This is a genomic window from Streptococcus sp. UBA4344 (assembly GCF_002393675.1).
In the GTDB taxonomy this organism is placed as follows: Bacteria; Bacillota; Bacilli; order Lactobacillales; family Streptococcaceae; genus Streptococcus; species Streptococcus vicugnae.
The window spans coordinates 1-22,866 of record NZ_DGTE01000007.1; the positions used below are offsets into that span (position 1 = coordinate 1).

General features: G+C 36.6%; 21 protein-coding genes and 2 riboswitches. Of the genes, 16 read left to right on the forward strand and 5 right to left on the reverse strand.

Annotation, left to right across the window (positions count from 1 at the left end; all coding sequences use genetic code 11):
- Together B4D49_RS01360 and B4D49_RS01365 are read left to right on the forward strand one after the other, a co-directional pair.
- Positions 1–513 (forward strand): family 1 glycosylhydrolase (locus B4D49_RS01360; protein ID WP_286782958.1); only part of this gene is annotated, 513 nt, incomplete at its 5' end.
- 74 nt (positions 514–587) lie between these two features.
- Complete coding sequence (locus B4D49_RS01365) at positions 588–1,409, forward strand: Cof-type HAD-IIB family hydrolase (protein ID WP_286782959.1); 822 nt, start codon at positions 588–590, stop codon at positions 1,407–1,409.
- Between the two features lie 34 nt (positions 1,410–1,443).
- On the opposite strand, the gene B4D49_RS01370 is transcribed toward B4D49_RS01365, so the two are convergent.
- On the reverse strand, positions 1,444–2,775 hold the full coding sequence (locus tag B4D49_RS01370) for an alanine/glycine:cation symporter family protein (RefSeq protein ID WP_286782960.1): 1,332 nt from the start codon (positions 2,773–2,775) through the stop codon (positions 1,444–1,446).
- A 132-nt stretch (positions 2,776–2,907) separates the two neighbouring features.
- Positions 2,908–3,086, reverse strand: a riboswitch (glycine riboswitch).
- A 181-nt stretch (positions 3,087–3,267) separates the two neighbouring features.
- Positions 3,268–4,668, reverse strand: a complete 1,401-nt coding sequence (locus tag B4D49_RS01375) for a PLP-dependent aminotransferase family protein (RefSeq protein WP_286782961.1) — start codon at positions 4,666–4,668, stop codon at positions 3,268–3,270.
- Positions 4,669–4,773: 105 nt separating this feature from the next.
- Between B4D49_RS01375 and pdxS the strand changes: the two genes are divergently transcribed.
- The 3 genes from pdxS to pcrA all read left to right on the forward strand — a co-directional run bounded on the left by pdxS (position 4,774) and on the right by pcrA (position 8,688).
- A complete protein-coding gene (gene pdxS / locus B4D49_RS01380) occupies positions 4,774–5,649 on the forward strand; it encodes a pyridoxal 5'-phosphate synthase lyase subunit PdxS (RefSeq protein ID WP_074481718.1) in 876 nt (291 codons plus the stop codon).
- A gap of 8 nt (positions 5,650–5,657) precedes the next feature.
- Entirely contained in the window at positions 5,658–6,230 is a 573-nt protein-coding gene (gene pdxT / locus B4D49_RS01385; protein WP_286782962.1) for a pyridoxal 5'-phosphate synthase glutaminase subunit PdxT, read from the forward strand.
- Between the two features lie 145 nt (positions 6,231–6,375).
- Positions 6,376–8,688, forward strand: coding sequence for a DNA helicase PcrA (pcrA, locus tag B4D49_RS01390; RefSeq protein ID WP_286782963.1), 2,313 nt, complete (start codon positions 6,376–6,378; stop codon positions 8,686–8,688).
- 56 nt (positions 8,689–8,744) lie between these two features.
- On the opposite strand, the gene B4D49_RS01395 is transcribed toward pcrA, so the two are convergent.
- Both B4D49_RS01395 and B4D49_RS01400 read right to left on the reverse strand, forming a co-directional pair.
- On the reverse strand, positions 8,745–9,977 hold the full coding sequence (locus B4D49_RS01395; protein ID WP_286782964.1) for a transporter: 1,233 nt from the start codon (positions 9,975–9,977) through the stop codon (positions 8,745–8,747).
- A 269-nt stretch (positions 9,978–10,246) separates the two neighbouring features.
- Positions 10,247–11,110, reverse strand: coding sequence for an Rgg/GadR/MutR family transcriptional regulator (locus B4D49_RS01400; RefSeq protein ID WP_286782965.1), 864 nt, complete (start codon positions 11,108–11,110; stop codon positions 10,247–10,249).
- Positions 11,111–11,258: 148 nt separating this feature from the next.
- Positions 11,259–11,348: riboswitch (TPP riboswitch) on the forward strand.
- Between the two features lie 167 nt (positions 11,349–11,515).
- On the opposite strand from B4D49_RS01400, the gene thiW reads away from it, so the two are divergent.
- From thiW to tpx, 9 genes are all read left to right on the forward strand, one after another.
- Positions 11,516–12,031, forward strand: coding sequence for an energy coupling factor transporter S component ThiW (gene thiW / locus B4D49_RS01405; protein ID WP_286782966.1), 516 nt, complete (start codon positions 11,516–11,518; stop codon positions 12,029–12,031).
- Positions 12,032–12,102: 71 nt separating this feature from the next.
- Positions 12,103–12,816, forward strand: coding sequence for a class I SAM-dependent DNA methyltransferase (locus B4D49_RS01410; protein WP_199543825.1), 714 nt, complete (start codon positions 12,103–12,105; stop codon positions 12,814–12,816).
- Positions 12,800–14,137, forward strand: a complete 1,338-nt coding sequence (gene tenA, locus B4D49_RS01415) for a thiaminase II (RefSeq protein ID WP_286782967.1) — start codon at positions 12,800–12,802, stop codon at positions 14,135–14,137. Before B4D49_RS01410 ends, tenA begins: the two co-directional genes overlap by 17 nt.
- Complete coding sequence (gene thiD, locus B4D49_RS01420; RefSeq protein ID WP_286782968.1) at positions 14,130–14,927, forward strand: bifunctional hydroxymethylpyrimidine kinase/phosphomethylpyrimidine kinase; 798 nt, start codon at positions 14,130–14,132, stop codon at positions 14,925–14,927. The genes tenA and thiD overlap by 8 nt, the downstream gene beginning before the upstream one ends.
- Positions 14,928–15,725, forward strand: coding sequence for a hydroxyethylthiazole kinase (thiM, locus tag B4D49_RS01425; RefSeq protein ID WP_199543847.1), 798 nt, complete (start codon positions 14,928–14,930; stop codon positions 15,723–15,725).
- Positions 15,718–16,350, forward strand: a complete 633-nt coding sequence (thiE, locus tag B4D49_RS01430) for a thiamine phosphate synthase (protein ID WP_286782969.1) — start codon at positions 15,718–15,720, stop codon at positions 16,348–16,350. Before thiM ends, thiE begins: the two co-directional genes overlap by 8 nt.
- 113 nt (positions 16,351–16,463) lie before the next feature.
- On the forward strand, positions 16,464–17,744 hold the full coding sequence (locus B4D49_RS01435; protein WP_286782970.1) for an O-acetylhomoserine aminocarboxypropyltransferase/cysteine synthase family protein: 1,281 nt from the start codon (positions 16,464–16,466) through the stop codon (positions 17,742–17,744).
- A 114-nt stretch (positions 17,745–17,858) separates the two neighbouring features.
- Complete coding sequence (locus B4D49_RS01440) at positions 17,859–18,518, forward strand: DNA alkylation repair protein (RefSeq protein WP_286782971.1); 660 nt, start codon at positions 17,859–17,861, stop codon at positions 18,516–18,518.
- Positions 18,519–18,645: 127 nt separating this feature from the next.
- Positions 18,646–19,137 (forward strand): thiol peroxidase, encoded by a 492-nt coding sequence (gene tpx / locus B4D49_RS01445; protein ID WP_286782972.1) that lies wholly within the window; start codon positions 18,646–18,648, stop codon positions 19,135–19,137.
- A gap of 49 nt (positions 19,138–19,186) precedes the next feature.
- On the opposite strand, the gene B4D49_RS01450 is transcribed toward tpx, so the two are convergent.
- Positions 19,187–19,735: a TetR/AcrR family transcriptional regulator gene (locus tag B4D49_RS01450; RefSeq protein WP_286782973.1), complete on the reverse strand. Its 549-nt coding sequence runs from the start codon at positions 19,733–19,735 to the stop codon at positions 19,187–19,189.
- 140 nt (positions 19,736–19,875) lie between these two features.
- Here B4D49_RS01450 and B4D49_RS01455 point away from each other — a divergent pair, with 140 nt between their 5' ends.
- Both B4D49_RS01455 and B4D49_RS01460 read left to right on the forward strand, forming a co-directional pair.
- Complete coding sequence (locus B4D49_RS01455) at positions 19,876–20,577, forward strand: ABC transporter ATP-binding protein (RefSeq protein WP_199543858.1); 702 nt, start codon at positions 19,876–19,878, stop codon at positions 20,575–20,577.
- 10 nt (positions 20,578–20,587) lie between these two features.
- Positions 20,588–22,866: ABC transporter permease (locus B4D49_RS01460; protein WP_286782974.1), on the forward strand; the 2,279-nt coding region annotated here is incomplete at its 3' end.

The following is a 22,866-nucleotide window of genomic DNA, read 5'->3' on the forward strand; positions in this document are numbered from 1 at the left end:
TCATATTATATGTCAAATAATGTGACTACTCATACTGGTGGTGAACAGGTTTCTGGTAACTTTTCAGCTGGTGCTAAAAATCCTTATTTGACTTACTCAGATTGGGGTTGGGCACACGATCCAACGGGGCTTCAATATTACCTTGAAAAAATTTACGACCGTTATGAAATTCCTTTAATGGTGGTTGAAAATGGTCTTGGTGCTTTTGACACGGTAGAAGAAGATGGTTCTATTCATGATAATTACCGAATTGGTTATCACCGTGCTCATATCAACGCCATGGCAAATGCTATTGAAAATGGTGTTGACCTTATCGGTTACACAACTTGGGGATGTATTGATATTGTTTCAGCCGGTACTGGTGAAATGCGCAAGCGTTATGGCTTTATCTACGTTGATATGGATGATGCTGGGAATGGTACTCTTAACCGCACACCAAAAGATAGTTTCTATTGGTATAAAGAAGTTCTTGCTACTAATGGCCAAAAAGCTATTAAAGAAGCTGAAAAATAAAAAACAATGCTCCTGCAACATGTGGGAGCATTGTACTAGTTCACTTTAGTTTTAAAATAAGAATGGAAGATGTGATGATAAAGATAATAGCCGTTGATATGGATGGAACATTTTTGGATGAAGAGGGAAAATTTGATGCGAACCGATTTGAACAGTTACTAGATGAATTAGATAGACGTGGTATTTTATTTGTTGTCGCAACTGGAAATCAAATTTCAAGAATGAAAATCGTTTTTGGGGATTTTGCTAAACGGCTAGCTTATGTTGTAGGAAATGGCAGTCATTTAGTTGTCAAAGATAAGACGATTTATTTAAAAAACTTAAGTTCACAGCAACTTCAACATTTTTTGGATTATTATCAAAATCATTTTGACGATTATCACATCGTTATTTCATCCCCAGAGCATTCCTATATGACTAAAGGTGCTTATGCTTGTCAGAATTTAGCAGATGAAGCAACTCTAGATTATTACAATGCAAGTTTTCCAAACGTGATTTTACTAGATGACGTGTCTGATTTGCCAAAAGAAACAATTAATAAAATCACAATGCAATTGCCTTTGGCGGTATTTGAGAAAGTTAGCGCTGACTTTAAAAAGGAATTTCCTGATTTGGTTCCCATGGCGAGTGGCTTTGGTGCAATTGATGTGGTTTTACCGGGAGTAGATAAAGCTTTAGGCTTGAAAGAGTTGATGAGATTACGTGAAGTATCGGCTAATCAACTAATGACTTTTGGTGACGGGGAAAACGATATTGCCATGTTGCAATTAGCTAAATACTCTTATGCTATGGAAAATGCGCCTGAACGTGTAAAAACGGCTGCTAATTTTTTAGCTCCATCAAATGCTAAAGCAGGTGTTTTTCAAGTCATTGAAAACTATCTAGCTAATCATTAGATATAAAAAACTAGGAGTAATCCTAGTTTTTTTATTATTTCATGCGAGCAAAGTAATTTTTTGTTTCTCGAATAATAACTGGTGAGAGGGCAAGTAAAGCGATAAGGTTTGGAAGAGCCATTAACCCGTTAACGATATCCGCAATAATCCAAATTAATTCCAATTTGAGGAACCCACCAAGGGCAACCATGATGACAAAAATAGTTCGGTAGAGTTTGATGTGTTTTGTTCCGAAAAGGAATTCAAAGCAACGTTCACCATAGTAAGACCAACCAAGAATAGTTGTAAAGGCAAACAAGACCAAACAGAATGTAAGAGCCAGTGCACCTGGTGTTCCAAAGAGTGATGAAAAGGCTGCTTGAGTCAATGGAGCCCCTTCAAGACCAGCTACTGTCCATTTTTGAGTAACAATGATTGAAAGGCCAGTCAAAGTACAGATGATAATAGTATCAATGAAAGTACCAGTCATTGAAATAAGTCCTTGTTCAACAGGTTCTTCTGTTTTAGCGGCCGCAGCAGCAATTGGTGCTGAACCTAGACCAGATTCATTTGAGAAGACTCCACGTGCAATACCTTTTTGGATAGCATCTTTAACAACAGCTCCGGCAAAACCACCGACAGCAGCAGTACCAGTAAAGGCACCAGAGAAGATTTCACCAAATGCTGGTAGAATTTGGTTTGCATTGCAGAAAATAACAGCAAGTGTTGCTAGGATATAAATGATTGCCATGAAAGGAACCACTTTTTCAGCAACTTTTGAGATTGATTTAATTCCACCAAAGATAATAATAGCAACTACTACAGCAACAACGATACTAACGATTTGTGGCGCTAAGCCAAATGAATTTTCAAGTGATGAAGTAATTGAGTTAACTTGAGAGAAAGTACCAATACCAAAGTAGGCAACAAGGATACCTGCAATGGCAAAGAAGACAGCAAGTGGTTTCCAACGTTTACCCATACCGTTTAAGATATAATACATTGGACCACCAGAAACTTCGCCGTTATCATCACGCGTACGATATTTGATAGCAAGAAGCCCTTCAGAATATTTTGTTGCCATTCCAAAGAAAGCAGCCATCCACATCCAAAAAAGTGCACCAGGTCCACCGGCCTTGATAGCTGTTGCAACCCCAACAATGTTTCCTGTACCAACAGTGGCAGCAAGAGCAGTTGCAAGAGCAGCAAAACTTGAAATATCCCCTTGACCTTTATCGTCAGCGAAAATGAGTTTGAAGGCCTTAGGTAATTTTAAAACCTGAAGTAAACCAAGACGAACTGTTAAGTAGATCCCAGTTCCCACTAAAAGAATAAGCAGTGGGGCACCCCAGACAATATCATCTAACATTGTAAAAAAGTTAAGCATATACGAAAAAACTCCTACTAAATATAGCTCCCACGATGCCATTTAGAATAGAAAAAGGAGTTATCATTACGATAACTCCTGAAAAGTGATAAGAAGACTGACAAAGATAATTCAACCTTACCTGTTAATCGATTCTTATCTTCTGTCCTTTTGCCTGAGAGTTTGAGCTAAACTTAGCGTTCAGCCTTGCCCCTTCGGCGCCTATCTAGTTCTTTTGTGTCAGTATTACAATACTTAGTCCTTAAAAACATACTGACTCAAAAGAGCGCTAGTGTAATAAATTATTACTAGGTCTCTCCAGAAGTCCGTCCATCACCCAGTCCCTGTCTATGACACCTGAGAGCGTAACTCCTTCGGCGAAAGGCAAGCTTTCTTCTCCTGAATGACATCATTCGGTTTGCTATTTGATTTGAATACTATGTTAAAGCAAAAACCGAACTTTGTCAATAGTATTTTTTAAATTGTTTGGGAAAAATATAAAATGTGAAAAAATTAGAGAATAATTTGGGATAAAATATTAATAATCTTTTCTAAGTCTTGATTTGAGATATTGGCGTAGTTTACGATAAAACACTTGTCAAACTGCTTATTTTCGCCATGATAGTAGTGAGAAATTGGTGTTATTTGCAAGTCATTTTTGAGAGCCTGCTGGCAAATTTCTTCTTCAGATAAACGACTTTTTATGGTCATAATAAAATGCAAACCAGACTCTTCTTCATGGATGCTGATGTGTTTTTTTAAAGGACTTGCTAATAAATTTTGAATCAGATAATCACGTTTTTTCTGATAAAACAGGCGCATACGATTTAAATGTTTTTCAAAATAGCCGTCTTGCATAAAATAAGCCAGCGTATATTGCTGTAAATTAGAGACAGTATTGTTGTAAAAGCTGAGCTGTTTTTCAAAGCGCTCTAGTAATTGTGGTGGCAAAATCATGTAACTAATACGAAGTGTAGAAGCTAAGCTTTTGCTAAAGGTATTAATGTAGATGACTTTTCCAAGACTATCGATTTCTTGAAGGCTTGGAATTGGTAAGCCATGAAAGCGAAACTCACTGTCGTAGTCATCTTCAATGATATAGCGATCTCCTTGATTTGCCCAACTAAGAAGTTCATAACGCTTACTAATAGAAAGAATAGCACCTGTTGGAAATTGATGAGAAGGAGAAAGGTGAACAATATCAGCATTTTTTTCTTTTAGTTGAGACATACTAATGCCGTCTTCTTCCATATCGATAAAGGTTTGTTTGACCTTGAATTGTTGGTAAATTTTTTGAATTTTTGAGTAGCTTGGTTCTTCCAGAGCGACTGTTTTATCCAATCCTACCAACTGAATGAGAATAGTATACAGATACTCTGTCCCAGCTCCAATGATAATTTGTCGAGGATCAACAGCCATTCCTCGATAGTCGTTTAAGTGTTTGGCAATGGCTTGTCTCAACATGAGAACTCCCTTACTTGGTGAGGGGTGAACAAGTTCATTTTGACAATTGTTGAGGACTTGTCGAACAATTTTTGACCATGTTGCAAAAGGAAAAGTCTCAGAATTGGTTTGGTTGTTGCTTAGTCGTAAACTTGGTTTGACCTCATCTGGCATGCTTTCTGGGTTTGAAAGTAACCTTATTGTTTTTTCAACAGGTGGATGATGAGGATTAATTTTTGACACAAAAAAACCTCTTTTAGCCTGGCTGTAAATATAGCCTTCAGCTTTTAATTGCTGATAGCTTGTTTCTACCGTAACAATAGACACCCCAAGGTGTTTGGCTAAATTACGTTTTGAAGGAAGCTTTTCACCTGCTTCAAGAATGCCAGCTGTAATATCGTTTTTTATAGCTCGATAGAGCTGTTCATAAAGGGGAATAGATGCGTGATTGTCCAATGAATATGTAAGCATAAAACCTCCAAACTGACCCTATAAAAAAGTTTTTATTTGACGCTTGATACCATGTCAGTTTTTATTATAATGAAAAGCAACAAAAAAGTAAATGAGGTATTTCTAATGACAAATCAACGTTATCAACTCAACAAACAATTGGCCCAAATGCTTAAAGGTGGTGTTATCATGGATGTCACTACACCAGAACAAGCGAGAATCGCTGAGGCAGCAGGTGCGTGTGCCGTCATGGCACTTGAAAGAATTCCAGCAGATATTCGAGCAGCTGGTGGTGTTTCACGCATGAGTGATCCTAAGATGATTCAAGAAATTCAAGAAGCTGTTTCTATTCCAGTTATGGCAAAAGTTCGTATTGGTCATTTTGTAGAAGCCCAAATTCTTGAGGCTATTGAAATTGACTACATCGATGAAAGTGAAGTGTTGTCACCGGCAGATGATCTTTACCATATTGATAAAACAAACTTTGATGTTCCTTTTGTCTGTGGAGCTAAGAATCTTGGAGAAGCTCTACGCCGTATTGCTGAAGGAGCAAGCATGATTCGTTCAAAAGGTGAACCTGGTACAGGCGATGTTATCCAAGCTGTTCGTCATTTGCGCCAAATGAACCGTGAAATTGCTCGTTTAACTTCTCTTCGTGAGGATGAATTGTATCATGCGGCAAAAGAACTTCAAGTTCCATATGATTTGGTTAAAGAAGTTCATGAAACTGGTAAATTGCCAGTTGTTCTATTTGCTGCAGGTGGTGTGGCTACGCCTGCTGATGCAGCACTTATGATGCACCTTGGAGCAGAAGGTGTCTTTGTCGGATCAGGAATTTTCAAATCAGGAGATCCAGAAAAACGTGCTCGTGCGATTGTTCAAGCAGTCACTAATTATCAAGATAAGAAACTACTTGCAAAATTGTCAGAAAATCTTGGTGAAGCAATGGTCGGGATTAATGAAGATGAAATCCAATTGCTTATGGCTGAACGTGGCATCTAGGAGGTTGTATGGTTTTAATTGGAGTACTTGCTTTACAAGGCGACTTTGCAGAGCACAAAGCAAAATTAGCTTCGCTAGGAGCTAAGACTTTTGAAATTAGACAGTTAAAGGATTTAGAGAAACCTTTAGATGGTCTTGTTTTACCTGGAGGAGAATCAACCGTTCAGGGAAAATTATTACGTGACTTGGGACTTTTAAAACCTTTGCAAGAAAAAATCAAGCAAGGATTGCCTGTTTTAGCAACTTGTGCCGGTTTGATTCTGCTTTCTGAGAAGGTGGAAAATCAAGCAGACAATTATTTGGGAACATTGCCAGTGACTGTCAAGCGTAATGCTTATGGTAGACAATTAGGAAGTTTTCATGCCAGTCTTGACTTTGCGAATTTAGGTCAAGTCCCTGCAACATTTATCCGAGCTCCTTATATTTGTGGGGTTAGAGATGATGTTGAAATTTTATCGCAACATGATGGAAAAATCGTCGTTGCCCGTTATCAAAATCAAGTTGGTTTATCTTTTCATCCAGAAGTTGATGATAACGATATTGTGCATTCTTATTTCTTGAAGATTTGTCAAACAAAGTAAAACCAGCCAACATTATTTCTTTAAAAAATGGTACAATAGAAAAGCATTGATTTTAATGAAATAATTAATATAGAGAGGAATAAATCTCGGATGGTTTTCATGGCTGATAGGAGCTGATGGCAGAACCTCCGTGGTCTTTTATACGATGAATCCTTTATTAAATGGTATGAATGATAAGCAGGCTGAAGCTGTTAAAACGACAGAAGGTCCGCTTTTGATTATGGCAGGTGCGGGCTCTGGGAAGACTCGCGTGTTGACACACCGCATTGCTTACTTAATTGATGAAAAATTTGTAAATCCTTGGAATATCCTTGCAATTACCTTTACCAATAAAGCTGCCCGTGAAATGCGTGAACGTGCTATGGCTTTGAATCCAGCGACTGCAGATACCTTGATTGCGACTTTCCACAGCATGTGTGTGCGTATTTTACGTCGTGATGCTGACCATATTGGTTACAATCGCAATTTCACTATCGTGGATCCAGGTGAGCAACGTACGCTCATGAAACGTATTTTGAAGAATCTTAACCTTGATCCTAAAAAATGGAACGAACGTGCGATTCTTGGAACCATTTCAAATGCTAAAAACGATTTGCTTGATGAAGTGGCTTACGAAAATCAAGCAGGTGATATGTACACGCAAATCGTGGCAAAATGTTACAAAGCTTACCAAGCTGAACTTCGTCAAAGCGAAGCCATGGACTTTGATGACCTTATCATGTTAACCCTTCGTTTGTTTGACCAAAATCCTGATGTGTTAGCTTATTATCAACAACGTTACCAATACATTCATGTGGATGAGTATCAAGATACTAACCACGCGCAATACCAATTGGTCAAACTTTTGGCTTCCCGCTTTAAAAATATCTGTGTCGTTGGTGATGCCGACCAATCTATTTATGGTTGGCGTGGTGCGGATATGCAAAATATCCTTGATTTTGAAAAAGATTACCCGGAAGCTAAGGTTGTTATGTTGGAAGAAAACTATCGTTCCACTAAGAAAATCTTGCAAGCAGCAAACGCTGTTATCAATAACAACCGCAATCGTCGTCCGAAAAAACTTTGGACTCAAAATGCTGATGGGGAACAAATTGTTTACTACCGTGCGCGTGATGAACGTGAAGAAGCAGTCTTCGTTGCTTCAACGATTGACAATATTGTCCGTGAACAAGGTAAAAACTTTAAAGATTTTGCGGTTCTTTACCGTACCAATGCGCAATCACGTACTATTGAAGAAGCGCTGCTCAAATCAAATATTCCATATACTATGGTTGGTGGAACAAAATTCTATAGCCGTAAGGAAATTCGTGATGTGATTTCATACTTGAACGTTATTGCCAATACAGCTGATAATATCAGTTATGAACGTATTGTTAATGAACCAAAACGTGGTGTTGGTCCTGGAACGCTTGAAAAAATTCGTAGCTTTGCTAACCTTCAAAATATGAGCTTGCTTGACGCTTCAGCTAATATCATGCTCTCTGGTGTTAAAGGAAAAGCTGCGCAAGCTGTTTGGGATTTGGCAAACCTTCTTATGAATCTTCGTGCGGATTTGGATAAATACACAGTTACTGAATTAGTTGAAGCTGTCCTTGATAAGACTGGATATCTTGATGCCCTTCGTGTACAAAATACTCTTGAAAGCCAAGCACGTATCGAAAATATCGAAGAATTCTTGACTGTTACGAAAAACTTTGATGAAAATCAAGATGATGCTCCTGAAGATGAATCTGGTATTGACAAACTAAGCCGTTTCTTGAATGATTTGGCTTTGATTGCTGATACTGATGACGGTGATGCAGAAACTGCAGAAGTGACTTTGATGACCTTACATGCTGCCAAAGGTTTGGAATTTCCAATTGTCTTCTTGATTGGTATGGAAGAAGGTGTCTTTCCACTTTCTCGTGCCGCTGAAGACCAAGATGAGTTAGAAGAAGAACGTCGTTTGGCTTACGTTGGTATCACACGTGCTGAGCAGTTGCTTTTTGTAACTAATGCCAATACGCGTACGTTGTTTGGTAAGACAAGCTATAATCGTTCATCACGCTTTATTCGTGAAATTGATGATGAACTATTGCAATACCAAGGTTTGGCTCGACCAGCGAATTCATCATTTGGCGTTCGTTATAGCAACAGTAGTAGTGACTCGATGAGTTTTGGTAAGGGCATGAGTCTTCAACAAGCCCTTCAGGCACGCAAAGCAAAAGTTCAGCCGACATCTCGTGCTGCACAGCCATATTCAAAAGCTGGAAAAGCTGTTCCATTTGGGCAATCAGCTAGCGCTTCAAAAGAAGCTGTTGACTGGCAAATCGGAGATATTGCTCACCACAAAAAATGGGGTGATGGAACAGTTCTTGCTGTCACTGGAACAGGTAAAACTCAAGAACTTAAAATCAATTTCCCAGAAGTTGGCCTTAAAAAATTACTTGCCAGCGTTGCACCGATTGAGAAGAAATAATAGGAGAAGTAATACCAAAAGAAATCCAAGGTAAACTTGGATTTTTTTTTTAATTCTCAATCAGCAACAGTTTTAGTAGAAGCTGACAATTTAAAGACAGCAACAGCTAAAGCCAGAAATGTAATCCAAGTGGATGTGATATTCCACGAAGATAAACTACTAAATAATACTGTTCCGACAGGAAGGGACAAGGTGAACAAAAAAGTCAGAAAATTATTTGTTTGTGCTAAGGTATTGGCTGGAAGATTGCTCAATAATTGAGAATTAATTTTAGGATTAACTTTTCCGACTAAATAACTGGCAAATGCTAGTAGTAAAATACCGATAATTAAGGGGAAGTGGATAAGATTTGAAAGACCGACAAGAAAGAAAATTACTGCACTAATTTTTAGCAATTGTCTAATTGATTTTTGAGAAAAATAATCGTGTGGTGTCAAGCTTCCAATCAAAATACCGCCGACTAAGATAAACTCAATAAGAAGTAGTGCTTGACTGTAGGATAGGTGACCAATTTTTGCAGACAGTAGCCAAATATTATAAATAGCATTAAGTGAGCCACTGAGCATATTTAAGCAGAGAATTGCTAGGAGTAAGTGAATAAAATCAGCGCTATTAGTTTCGTTAAAAATCAACATAACATTATGGTATAAGTTTGAAAATTGTTCTTTGAATGATAGTTCATTATCGCTTGATAAAACATCGTAATCAGCGTCGTCTTTGATGATTAATATCACCAGAGCTGACAGCATAAAAGAGAGTGCATTAATTATTGCGACAAGCGCAAAGTTGTGTTGAGAAATCGTTAATAACCAAATTCCTAAAGCTTGTCCAGAAAAACTGCAGATGTAAGAGATGAATTGTGTAAAGGAATAGGCTTCGATTAAATCTTTTTTGCGAACGTATTTTTGAATAATGGGCATCCGCAGACCATTTGAAAAGTCACTTAGCATATCACTAAGAATGTTAAACAGACAAATAAAAGAAAAAGCAAGCAAACTAGGCTCAGTGATTATGAAAGCTAAGAGTGTAAAAATAATTGATTGAACGAAACCTGTGATAACAATCCATTTCTTTTTAGATTGGGTTTGGTCAGCTTTTATTCCAATCCAAATGGTAAAGAGTGTCGGAACGACTATTGTCACATTAGCAATACTCACCATAATTTTCGAATTAAAAACGGTAGCAGCATAGACGATAAAAACAATATTGTACAAGGAGGAGCCGATAGTATTTAGAAAACGAGAAACGGTCAAAAGGTGGTAAATTTTATTTTTAAAAAATAATCTCATGATTTTGTCTCCTTAATTGATTTTAAAACATTATAATATGACTATCTTTTAAGGAAACAAAACGTTGAATATATTCAAAAAGCTTTGATTGTAGTAAAGATGAATAGTTCTTAAATTTAACCATTAACAGCTAAGACAAATATAAAAAAACAGTCCAGTGGACTGTTTTTTTGTACTTATAAATGAATCAAATCTCTATTTGTGAACGTTGAGCATGAAAATAAAATTTTTCTCAAAATAAGCACTTTGAATATATTCAAAAAATATACCTAATCGTCATTGCCTTTAATGGCTTCTTGCATGCCAGAAGTGTAATAGTCAGCAGTTGAATGACATTCTAAAATCCGTAAAACGTGGATAGCCTCTTCCATTTGCTTCTTACCAGCTTGCTGCTGCCCTTGTTTGTAGCTAAATAGCCCCTTTGCCCATAGATAAACAATACGATAATAAGCTTCGCTTTCTTGGTAAAAATGCTTTTGAATTTGTTTGTCAAAGTAATTAGCATTGATGAAATCGTTCTCATCAATACATAGCAGAAAACCATTGAGCAACATGTTATGAATGATTTTTCGATTTTCTTTGATTTCTCCTAAAAAATCAGTCTTTCGAAGGCATTCTCTAGCGTACATGGTAAACAAATCAGGAGATAATAAGGTAGAGCAAATAGAAAGTAATGTCAGCTCATAATTGCCCCAAATTTCAGTATCAAAAAGGTAATTATAAAGAAAAGTTTCCTCTTTAGCTGTCAGTTCAACACTCTCATCAAAGGCTTTCAAATGTGCTTTAACAATTAGCGCATATATCATTCCTGTCTCTTGATCTTGCTGTTTTTTAAGTTCACTTTCATACAATTTTTGTAAACCAGCACTATCAAATTTTTCCTCACAAGCATAGATTTTCTCTTGTAATTCTACCAAGTCGCTTTTTAAAAATCCTCTAGTCAGATAAAGAAATTCATTGATTTCAATGTGAGTATTTTCAAGTGCTATAAATAATTTTTGAGCAGAAAGGTCATTCTTTCCGCTTTCAAATTTTGAGAGCATTGAAGGAGAGAATTGCCCGCCAGAGGCTTTAGCTAGCGAGATATGTTTACTTTCTCTTAATTCTTTGAAGGCCTGCCCTAAATATTTCATATTTTACTCCATTTTAAAAGTTCTTTTGTACACATTATACCCTTTTTTTATCAATTGACAACTTGCTGGGCAGATTTTCCTTTATCTAAAATTTTCTGAATATTGTTGCATATTTAGAAGTGGTGTGGTATAGTTATTCTGTAATTAAATAAGACATTTGGGGTGCGTAAAAGCTGAGATTATACCCATTGAACCTGATGCAGTTAGAACTGACGAAGGGAAATGTGTGAGCAACAAAAAGCTGTTTTTTGTTGTGCAAAAATCGATATAAGATAGTTCTTTTGTAGAGTCAAAAGAGCTGTTTCGCAGTTTTTAAATAGATAAACTCCATTTGAGATTTTTCAAATGGAGTCTTTTTATTTCTGTGAGCTTTTGGTGCATGTTAGTGTCAGGAAAGGAATTTTTATGGCGAGTAATCGTGTACATCGTTTAACTGTTTTAGCTATTATGATTGCCTTAGACTTTTTGTTAACACCGCTTTTTAGGATTGAAGGTATGGCTTTCATGTCAAGCGTGATGAATATCATTGCTGGAACATTTATGACGCCACTTTATGCTGTGGCTATGGCTTTTATTGTTGCTATTATGAGAATTTTAACTCAAGCTGGTGTGGCTAGTGTGGCTCCTTTAGCAATTATCGGTTCTGTTCCGGGGGCATTTTTAGCAACTTATTTTTACCGTTTAACGAAGAAACCAATCATGTCTTGGTTTGGTGAGTTTCTTGGAACAGGTATTATTGGTTCACTGGTCTCAGCACCTGTTATGGTCTGGTTCTGGACATTTTCAGCACATGGTGATGAAGAAGTCTTATCAAAAGCTAGTCAGGCACAATCATTACTCTTTTTTACACCAAGATTTGTTTTAGCAACACTTATTGGTGGTGCCTTAGCAATGGCTGTGCTTAAAGGATTAAAGGATTAAAGTATTCAAGTTATTTCATGCATTTGGAAAAATTATATGTAGCTAAGGGAATCAAAGAGGGAAAATAGGTAATGAAAAAAGCAAAAATGTTTGATGGTTATGCAAATGCTTATGATCAATGGTTTATGTCAAATGCAAATGTCTTTGCTAGTGAACTGAAATTGTTACACCGAGCATTGCATGGTATTGAAAAGGATAATATTTTGTCGATTGGTTGTGGTAGTGGTTTGTTTGAAGCAGCACTCAATCGTGAATATGGTATCAAAGTTCAACGTGGTGTTGAACCTTCAAATGACATGGCTGAAATTGCCAGAAAACGTGGTATGACTGTTAAGATTGGCGATGCTGAAACAAGCCAATTGACTCCAAATGCTTATGATGTCATTTATTTAAATGGTTGTTCAAGTTATATCAAAAATTTATCAGCAGCATACCAAAATTGTCATAAAGCTCTGAAAAAAGGTGGACATTTAATCTTGCTTGATGTGCCTGTCGAAAGCGCTTATGGCATTTTGTACAAATTTGCTGCACATGTTGGTGAGTATGACAAGGAAATCTTTAAAGAAATTGCACCAACTTTCCCTTATCCAATCGAGCTTGTCCGCTCCGCCATTTTTCATTCGCCACTTGAAAAAGAAAATATTCTTCGTGATGAACTTGGTATGACAAACATTCGTTATTTCCAAACTCTAACTGCTCAGCCAATCTACACTAATGATTTTGTGGAAGAGCCGATTGAAGGATACGACAAAGGAGGTTATGTTGCCCTTGTCGCTCAAAAATAAAGCTGAAAAGGTTATTTTTCTAGATTTAGATGGTGTGATTTTTGATTCTTATGGATTATGGGACGAGGTTATAGAGCAAGTATTATCACATGCAAACATCCCATATACTCAGTCAATTAAGAAGCAGCTTTGGTGCTTAAACATGATAGAAGCACAAGAATATTTAGCTAATTTATTTGCGAAGAAAAATGTGGTCTATCAAGCCAAAAAAGTTAAAGAGCAGCTAGTTAAAGCTTATCAAAAAGTCTTGCTGATGCCTCATGCAGCTGAGTTTTTAGCAGATTTGTCTAGAGAGGGTTATGTGATCTATGCGGTCACTTCAAATTATGATGATTTGGCTAAAATAGGTCTTGAATCAAAAGCAGTATTGAAATACTTTTTTAAAATCTATTCTTGTATTGAGGAAGGATTTGCGGATAAAACTGAAGCTTTTTATCGTTTCTTGCTTGATAAAGAAATTCTTAATGGCGAAAAAGTTATTTACCTAGAAGACAGCTCTCGAAATCTAGTTGAAGCTCAAAAATGTGGTATTAAAGGAATTTACCTATCAAACGCTGATAATCCTCAAGATAATCAAGGACAGAGATTTTACACTATTCGATGTTTAAATGACTTTAAAAAATTTGTAAAGGAAGAAAAAATGATTAATGAAATGAAAAAACGTAGTCTTATCTTTGTTGATAAGATTTATCAAGATGATTTTATCCAGAATATGATTGCAGGAAATTTGTCAAAAGAGGCCGTTTGTCATTATTTAAAGGCTGATGCGATTTATTTGGAGAAATTTGCTGACATCTATGCCCAATTATTTGCGCGAATTCCAGATAAAGCAATTAAAAATTTCTTTTTAAGTCAGATTGATTTCATTTTTAATCATGAAGTTGGAGCTCATCATATTTTAGCTGAAGCTGCTGGTAGAGATTATCATGATATTATTGAGGATAAAGCTTGGTATCCAAGTTCTGGTCACTACATTAAGCACATGTATTATCAACTTTATCAAGATAATCCATCATATATTCTTGCGGCTATGCTTCCTTGCCCGTGGATTTATCAGCAAGTTGCTCAAAAAGCTCTTGCAAGTGGCAAAATTGCTGATGAGAATCCTTTTAAAACATGGTTTGAGTTTTATGCTGGTGATGGGGCAACATCATGTTTGCCAACTTATTTTGACTTATTAAAACGTTATAGCAAACAACTACCAGAAGAAAATAAAAAAGAAGTCATTCGTGTCTTCTTAGAAAGTTGCCAACATGAACGTAATTTCTTTCAAATGGCAGTAGATCAAGAAGAATGGCCAGAGGAGGTAAGAAATGTCTAAATTAAATGTCGCTTTAACCATCGCGGGAACAGATCCAAGTGGTGGTGCGGGAATCATGGCGGATTTAAAGAGCTTTCAAGCGCGTGGTGTCTATGGCATGGCTGTTGTTACCAGTCTCGTGGCACAAAATACCAAAGGTGTTCAGGCTATTTGTAATCTGGATCAAACCATTCTTGATGAACAATTAAAGAGTGTCTTTTCTGATATTACTCCCGATGCGATTAAAACAGGGATGTTAGCTGAAGTTGAAACCATTGAACGAGTCAGTCAGTATTTGAATACTATTTCATGTCCCTATGTCTTAGACCCTGTTATGGTGGCAACCAGTGGTGACCGCTTGATTAGCCAAGAAGCTGTTGAAGCTTTGAAAGAAAAATTGCTACCTTTAGCGACGATTATTACGCCAAATCTACCAGAGGCAGAAGTTCTTTTTGGACAAGAATTGAAAGATGAGGCTGCGATTCTTAAAGCAGGTAAAGCCATTAAAGAAAAATACGGTGTTAAAAACGTTGTGATTAAAGGTGGGCATTTGGAAACTGAAGCAAAAGATTTTCTTTTCTTAGAAGATGGTCAAGTGATGACATTTTCTGCTGAACGAATTCCAACTAAACACACACATGGTACTGGTTGTACCTATGCAGCTGTTATCACAGCGGAATTAGCTAAAGGTCATACCGTCCAAGAAGCAGTAGCAACAGCCAAACGATTTATTACAGAAGCCATTAAAACAGCTCCTGAACTTGGTCATGGTAATGGTCCGGTAAATCATGTGACGTATAAAGGAGATTAAATGACATATTTAGACGATTTAAGACAAGAAAAGCCTTTGACTATTTGTCTGACGAATAATGTTGTTAAAAATTTCTCGGCCAATGGTCTTTTGGCTTTGGGAGCTTCACCTGCAATGAGTGAATACCAACTAGATTTGGAAGATTTTTTACCAAATGCAAGTGGTCTTTTAGTCAATATTGGGACTTTGAAAGAAGATAGTTGGCAACTATATAAAGATGCCTTAGATATTGCTGAAAAATATTCAGTTCCAACCGTTTTAGATCCTGTTGCAGCTGGTGCAGGTGCTTATCGTAAAAAAGTATCACTTGATTTGGTTGAACATCATAAGATTTCACTATTGCGAGGGAACGCTGGAGAAATTGCTGCGCTTATTGGGGAAGAGGTAGCTAGTAAAGGGGTTGATTCAGCTGATGTAGACAATATTGGTCACTTAGCTCTGCTAGCCAATCAAAAACTAAATATCCCAGTGGTTATCACCGGAAAGATAGACGCTATAGCTGTCAATGGGCAAGTGAAACTTCTTAAAAATGGTAGTTCAATAATGCCATTGGTGACGGGAACAGGTTGTTTACTTGGTGCGGTTTTAGCGGCTTTCATCGGATTGGCTAAAAAAGGAGATTTATTAGCTTGTCTGGAAGAAGCTATGTCTATTTATAATATTGCTGGTGAAATGGCAGAAGAGGCATCAGGTAAAGGATTACCAGGTAGTTTTCAGATTGCCTTTTTAGATGCCCTTTGTCAGATTAGCAATCAAGACGTTAAAAGATTGAAAAAAGTAGAGGATTATTGTGAATAAAGAACAGTTACAAGTTTATTTTATTTGTGGCACCCAAAATTGCCCTAAGGGAAAATTCCTAGGTACACTTGAGGCAGCTTTTAAGTCTGGTGTAACCTGTTTTCAATTTCGTGAAAAAGGCCAAGGAGCGCTCGTTGGGCAAGAAAAGACAGCTATGGCATTAAAAGTTAAAGAGCTTTGCCAAAAATATCACGTTTTATTTCTCATCAATGATGATATTGACTTAGCTCTGCAAATTGGTGTTGATGGTGTTCATATTGGTCAAGATGATATGCCGGTTCGTCAGGTAAGAAAATTATTTCCTGATAAGATTATTGGTTTATCTGTCGGAAATAGCAAAGAATACTATTTGTCTGATATTGAGAAAGTTGATTATATTGGTGTTGGTCCTGTCTTTCCAACGTCTTCTAAATCTGATGCTGGTCAAGTCATCGGCTTAAAAGGCTTGAGAGAAATGCGTGAACTGGATCCAAAAATTCCAATCGTAGCAATTGGCGGGATTACTTTTGGTGATGTTGCTGCTATACGTCAAACTGGGGCTGATGGTGTAGCAGTTATTTCAGCTTTGGCTCAGTCAGAACAGATTGAACTAGATACCCAGCGTTTTGCCAGAGCCTTTGAGTGAGGGGTATAGTTTGAAACTATATCTAGTCTTTTTTAATAAGTATTAGTCAAGTTTTTTAAAAGAGTGTAAAATTGTATGTACATTCAGAAATTTTAATGATTGGAGTACATGCCATGACACGAAAATATAATTTTGAAACTTTGCAATTACACGCTGGTCAAACTGTTGACCCTGTCACTAAATCTCGTGCTGTTCCAATTTACCAAACTACATCATATGTTTTTGATAATGCTCAAGAAGGTGAAGACTTATTTGGTTTAAAAAAACCAGGGAATATCTATTCACGTATTGGGAATCCAACAGTTGAAGTCTTTGAAAATCGTATTGCTGCCCTAGAAGGTGGTGTAGGAGCACTCGCTACATCATCAGGTATGGCAGCTATTACTTACGCAGTTTTAGGCTTGGCACACGCTGGAGATCATGTGGTAGCAGCCACAACACTGTATGGTGGAACATTCAATTTGCTTAAAGAAACACTTCCACGATACGGTGTAACAACAACATTTGTCGATGTTGCTAATCTTGAAGAAATTGAAGCAGCCATTCAAGACAATACAAAACTTGTTTTTATTGAAACTCTTGGTAATCCAGTCATCAATATTCCTGACATTGAAAAGATTGCTGATATTGCTCACGCTCATAAAATTCCTTTGGTGTCAGATAATACTTTCGGAACACCATATCTTATCAATGTTTTCTCACATGGGGTAGATATTGCCGTTCACTCAGCAACAAAATTCATCGGAGGTCATGGAACAACCATTGCCGGTGTTGTTGTTGATTCAGGTAAATTTGATTGGGAAGCTTCAGGAAAATTCCCACAATTCGTAGAGGAAGACCCATCTTATCACAATATTAGCTATACACGTGATATTGGTACAGCAGCCTTTATTACAGCTTTGCGTGTACAATTGTTGCGTGATACTGGTGCCGCTTTGTCACCATTTAGTGCCTTCTTGCTCTTACAAGGTCTTGAAACACTATCGCTTCGCATTGACCGTCACATCGAAAATACTAAAAAAATCGTTGAATTTTTGGAAAATCATCCAAAAGTTGAGAAGGTTAATTATCCTAGCTTACCATCAAGTCCATACTATGAATTGGCTCAAAAATATTTCCCTAAAGGAGCGGGTTCAATCTTTACTTTCCATATCAAAGGTGGACAAGAAGAAGCACATAAATTCATCGATAACCTTGAAATCTTTTCAGATTTAGCTAATGTTGCTGATGCTAAATCATTGGTTGTGCATCCAGCGACAACAACTCACCAACAACTTTCTGAAGAAGATCTTCTAGCTTGTGGTGTTACTCGTAATCAAATCCGCGTGTCAGTTGGTCTTGAAAACGCAGATGATTTGATTGAAGATTTGCGTTTGGCATTTGAAAAAATCTAATTGGTGATTCGTATTAAGTTCATAGGGTAAAAGCAAGCAGTCTGTATGCCAAACAGGCTGCTTTTTGATAGAATGATTTTTAGATGATAATACGATAGTTTTTGGAGGAAGTTTATGTCAAAATATGATGACATTTGTCGATCTTTTGAAGCTAATGCCAATCCTAAAAAGGCTCAAGAAATGTCAGCTTACATGAAAAATCGTTTTTTGTTTTATGGCATTCAAACCCCGAATCGACGGGCAATTTACAAAGAATTTATAGCTATTGAGAAAAAAAAGGGAACAGTAGATTGGGCGTTTTTAGATCACTGTTGGGAAGATAAGCATCGTGAATATCAGTACTTGGTACTTGATTATTTACGTGCCTTTCAAAAATACCTGACTTTTGAAGATATTAAAAAGATAAAGCCATTTATTTCAAGTAAGCAGTGGTGGGACAGTATCGATGTGTTAGCAGGAATTGTTGGTCGAATCGGTTTAGAGGATACTAGAGTAGATGATGTTATGAAAATATGGGCTCAAGATGACAATCTCTGGTTTCGTCGTATAGCCATACTTCATCAACTTGGCCGAAAAAAGAAAACGAAGCTAGAATTGTTAGAATGGATTCTTTTAACGAATCTTGGTTCAAGAGAATTCTTTATCAATAAAGCCATCGGCTGGGCTTTACGTGATATTTCAAAGGTTAATCCTGATTGGGTAAGACAGTTTTTAGCTAAAAATGAAGAAAAATTGTCTTCACTTTCAATCAGAGAAGCTAGTAAATACCTATGATTTCCGAGCATATTTTTCGTTTTAAAAGTCATTTTTCGGTAAAATAAGAGATGAATAAAAGGCTTATTCATCTGATTTAGTATTATATTTGGTGGAAAAAGAGCCCCCTTATAACGGAGGAATAGATATGACAACTTTTCTTGGAAAACCTGTAAACTTAGTTGGTAAACAACTTCAAATTGGCGATGTTGCGCCCGATTTTTCACTACGAACATCTGATTTAACTATTAAGAGTTTATCTGATTTTTTTGGCTTGAAAAAAGTGATTAGTATCGTCCCATCAATTGATACTGGCATTTGTTCTACACAAACTCGTACCTTTAATCAAGAATTATCTAATATGGATGATACTGTTGTGATTACTGTTTCAGCTGATCTTCCTTTTGCACAAGCACGTTGGTGTGGTGTTGAAGGACTTGATAAAGCCATTATGATGTCTGATTACTACGATAATCGTTTTGGTAAGGCTTATGGTCTTTTAATGGAAGAATGGCATCTTTTAGCGCGAGCAGTACTCGTTTTAGATGTTGATAATCATTTGGTTTATGCTGAATACTTGGAAAATGTAAACTCAGAGCCAGACTATCAAGCAGCAATCAATGCGGTAAAATCAATTTAAAAAATTCCCTCACTTAGTTTGTCTAGGTGAGGGATTTTGTTTATGACTCTTAAAGAGTTTTATCCAGTGAAGCAACTTTGAGAATAATCTCAGTTAACTCTTCAGTACTTTCTTTGCCACCATTATTCACCCACAGTGAAATAATACTCTCAATAGAAGACAAATAAACCTCAGTAGCATACTGGAAAGGAATTCCATAGTAGGTGACAAGGATTTCTTTGAAATCTGGGATGGTCAAAAGAAAATTGTAGATAAAATCTTTGACGGTCTTGGAAAAATTAGAGTATGATGATTTTGAAAGTGCATAAGTTAATTTGAAATTGTCACGAACGTAATCAAGGCAACGTGTGATAACTTTTGGAGTATCGGTATAAAGGGAGTCGGTGTTGAGAATAGCTAACAAATCATTAAGAGTTTCATGTTTTAATTGGTCCATCATATCATATTTGTCAACGTAATGGAGGTAGAACGTCCCACGGTTAACTCCGGCAGTTTTTGTTAAATCAGAGATGGTAATTTCTTCAAAGCTTTTTTCTAATAAGAGTTTTGCTAAAGCCTGCTTGAGATAGTTCGTGGTTTCGGTTTGTCTTTTTGCCAAAATAACTCTCCTTTCTTGGATATAGCTAAAATGAACAGATTGTCTATTTTTGTCCTTGTTTAATAATTGTGAAAATTATATACTATTCCTCGAATTAAATCAACAACATGTTTAATTAAGAAATACAAAGAGGTGATTTTATGGCTTATATTGAAATGAAGCACTCATACAAGCGTTATAAAACTGGTGAAACTGAAATTGTAGCAAATAATGACATTAACTTTGCTATCGAAAAGGGAGAGTTAGTGATTATTCTTGGAGCATCAGGTGCCGGAAAATCAACGGTTTTAAATATTCTTGGTGGGATGGATACCAACGATGAAGGTCAAGTATTGATTGATGGTGTTGATATTTCTCAATATAATGCTAAAGAATTGACAACATATCGTCGTAACGATGTCGGATTTGTTTTTCAATTCTATAATTTAGTCCCTAATTTAACAGCAAAAGAAAATGTTGAATTGGCATCAGAAATTGTAGTAGACGCAAGAGACGCTGAACAGACCTTGATTGATGTTGGCTTGGGTAAACGTTTGAATAATTTTCCAGCGCAGCTTTCTGGTGGTGAACAGCAACGTGTGTCAATTGCGCGTGCGGTGGCTAAAAACCCAAAATTACTACTTTGTGATGAACCGACAGGAGCTCTTGATTATCAAACCGGAAAACAAGTGTTGAAGATTTTGCAAGACATGTCTCGTCACAAAGGTTCAACAGTTATTATCGTGACACACAACTCTGCCCTTGCACCGATTGCTGATCGTGTTATTCACATGCATGATGCTACTGTAAGCAGTATTGAAGTTAATGAGCACCCTCAAGATATTGAGACGTTAGAATATTGAGGTGAGTGCTATGTCAAAAAAGACTTATTGGAAAGATATCAGAAAATCAATTGGTAGTTCTAAAGGTCGTTTTTTGTCTATCATGCTCTTGATGATGCTTGGAGCCTTTGCTTTTGTAGCATTAAAAGTAACAGGCCCTGATATGCAAAGAACAGCTAGTGATTACTTGAAAAAGCAAAATGCTATGGATTTATCAGTCATAGCTAGTTATGGCTTTAGTGAAGATGATGTAAAAGAACTCGATTCGATTAAAAATAGTCATGTTGAGTATGGCTATTTAACAGACGTTACTATTAAAAATACTGATGATGCTATTCGTGTTTTTTCAAAGAGTAAGAAGATTTCAAAATATGAACTTGTCTCAGGGTCTTATCCTAAAACATCTGATGAGATTGCTCTTGCTTCAACTATGAAGAAGAAGTATCATCTTGGAGATACTATTACATTTACCCAATCTGATGAACAAGGCATTTTAAAACAGACAGCTTTCAGGGTTGTTGGCTTTGTTAATTCATCAGAATTGCTTTCAAAATCTAGTCTTGGAACCTCAAGTGCAGGAAATGGCGTATTGAAATACTATGCTATAGTTCCAGAATCAGCTTTTGATAGTGACTATTATACTATTGTTAGAATTCGCTATGATGACTTAAAAGATTTAAATCCATTTTCTGAAGCTTATAAAGAAAAAATTGCTCAAAAAGAGGATACATTAGATGACTTGCTTTCAGATAATCCAAGTCAGCGCTTAAAAGAATTGACTTCAAAACCTCAGGCAGAAATTGATAATAGCCAAGCAAAAGTCGATGAAACCAAAAAACAACTAGAAACCCAAAAAGAAATGCTTGCTCAACTGCCTAAAGAACAGCAGCTAGCAGCACAAAGTTCTCTTGAACAGGCACAATCTCAAATTACAGAGAGTGAAAAACAAATCAAAGTAGCTCAAGGTAAGATTGATGCAATGAAAGAGCCGACATATACGACCTATACTCGTTCTACTCTACCAGGTGGAGGTGGTTATCAAACATATGCCTCTAGCACCTCAAGTATTGGAAGTATCGGAAATATTTTTCCTGTTGTTTTATATGTTGTTGCTGCTTTAGTCACATTTACAACGATGACACGATTTGTTGATGAAGAGCGAACAAATTCTGGTGTTTTAAAAGCTCTTGGTTACAGCAATAGTGATGTTATCAAGAAATTTGTTATCTATGGTTTTGTTGCCAGTATGACTGGTACCATCTTGGGAGTTTTGGGAGGTCATTATGTTTTATCACGAGTGATTGCAGAAATCGTGATTGGTGATACGACTTTAGGAAGTACCAATCTTTATTTCTATTGGTCATATACCCTTATTGCAGTTGTATTTGCACTGGTTAGTGCGGTTTTACCAGCTTTTATCATCGCCAGAAAAGAACTTAGTGAGAAACCTTCACAATTGTTATTACCAAAACCTCCGGTTAAAGGTTCAAAAATTTTCTTGGAGCGTTTGGCCTTTATTTGGCGTCGTTTATCATTTACTCATAAAGTAACCGCACGTAATATCTTTCGTTACAAACAGCGTATGCTGATGACTATATTTGGTGTTGCTGGCTCGGTAGCTCTCCTATTTGCTGGTCTTGGTATTCAATCTTCTTTAGGTAAAATTATTGATAATCAATTCTCACGTTTGATGCCTTATGATATGATTGTGGTGAAAAATGATGATAGTAGTAATCAAAAAGAGTTAAAAGAATTCCTAGATTCTGATAAAGTATCCCAATACCAAAGTATCTATTTGTCACATTTAACAGAAAACATTTCAGACTTGAGTGATAAACAAGATATTTCAATCATGGTTAGTCAAGGCAAAGATTTTGGTGATTTTATTCACCTTAAAGATGCAAAGACAGGAAACAATTTATCTTTAACCGATGATGGTGTTATCATTTCAGAAAAACTTGCTAGTTTGTATGGGGTTGAAGCGGGTGATACCTTTGACTTAAAAGATCAAGATGGTCAGAAACGTTCCATTAAAGTTTCGGCAGTGGCTGAAATGAACGTCGGTCATTATCTATTTATGTCACAAAAAGCTTACGAAAAGATTTTTAATGATGGTGTTAAAGATAATGCGTATCTAATCACTCTAAAGAATCATTCAGGTAAGAATATTGAAGATATGGCAACTAAATTATTGGCTATGGAACAAGTTTCGGCAGTCAGTCAAAATGCTTCAATGATAAAAAATGTAAACTCGGTCGTCATTTCATTAAATGGTGCAATGAGTATTCTTATTATCATTTCTGTTTTGCT

Bases quoted from the DNA above. Each gene is read 5' to 3' on its own strand.
- B4D49_RS01365 (WP_286782959.1), top strand. From the start codon at position 588: ATGATAAAGATAATAGCCGTTGATATGGATGGAACATTTTTGGATGAA.
- B4D49_RS01370 (WP_286782960.1), bottom strand. From the start codon at position 2,775: ATGCTTAACTTTTTTACAATGTTAGATGATATTGTCTGGGGTGCCCCA.
- B4D49_RS01375 (WP_286782961.1), bottom strand. From the start codon at position 4,668: ATGCTTACATATTCATTGGACAATCACGCATCTATTCCCCTTTATGAA.
- pdxS (WP_074481718.1), top strand. From the start codon at position 4,774: ATGACAAATCAACGTTATCAACTCAACAAACAATTGGCCCAAATGCTT.
- pdxT (WP_286782962.1), top strand. From the start codon at position 5,658: ATGGTTTTAATTGGAGTACTTGCTTTACAAGGCGACTTTGCAGAGCAC.
- pcrA (WP_286782963.1), top strand. From the start codon at position 6,376: ATGAATCCTTTATTAAATGGTATGAATGATAAGCAGGCTGAAGCTGTT.
- B4D49_RS01395 (WP_286782964.1), bottom strand. From the start codon at position 9,977: ATGAGATTATTTTTTAAAAATAAAATTTACCACCTTTTGACCGTTTCT.
- B4D49_RS01400 (WP_286782965.1), bottom strand. From the start codon at position 11,110: ATGAAATATTTAGGGCAGGCCTTCAAAGAATTAAGAGAAAGTAAACAT.
- thiW (WP_286782966.1), top strand. From the start codon at position 11,516: ATGGCGAGTAATCGTGTACATCGTTTAACTGTTTTAGCTATTATGATT.
- B4D49_RS01410 (WP_199543825.1), top strand. From the start codon at position 12,103: ATGAAAAAAGCAAAAATGTTTGATGGTTATGCAAATGCTTATGATCAA.
- thiD (WP_286782968.1), top strand. From the start codon at position 14,130: ATGTCTAAATTAAATGTCGCTTTAACCATCGCGGGAACAGATCCAAGT.
- thiM (WP_199543847.1), top strand. From the start codon at position 14,928: ATGACATATTTAGACGATTTAAGACAAGAAAAGCCTTTGACTATTTGT.
- B4D49_RS01435 (WP_286782970.1), top strand. From the start codon at position 16,464: ATGACACGAAAATATAATTTTGAAACTTTGCAATTACACGCTGGTCAA.
- B4D49_RS01440 (WP_286782971.1), top strand. From the start codon at position 17,859: ATGTCAAAATATGATGACATTTGTCGATCTTTTGAAGCTAATGCCAAT.
- tpx (WP_286782972.1), top strand. From the start codon at position 18,646: ATGACAACTTTTCTTGGAAAACCTGTAAACTTAGTTGGTAAACAACTT.
- B4D49_RS01455 (WP_199543858.1), top strand. From the start codon at position 19,876: ATGGCTTATATTGAAATGAAGCACTCATACAAGCGTTATAAAACTGGT.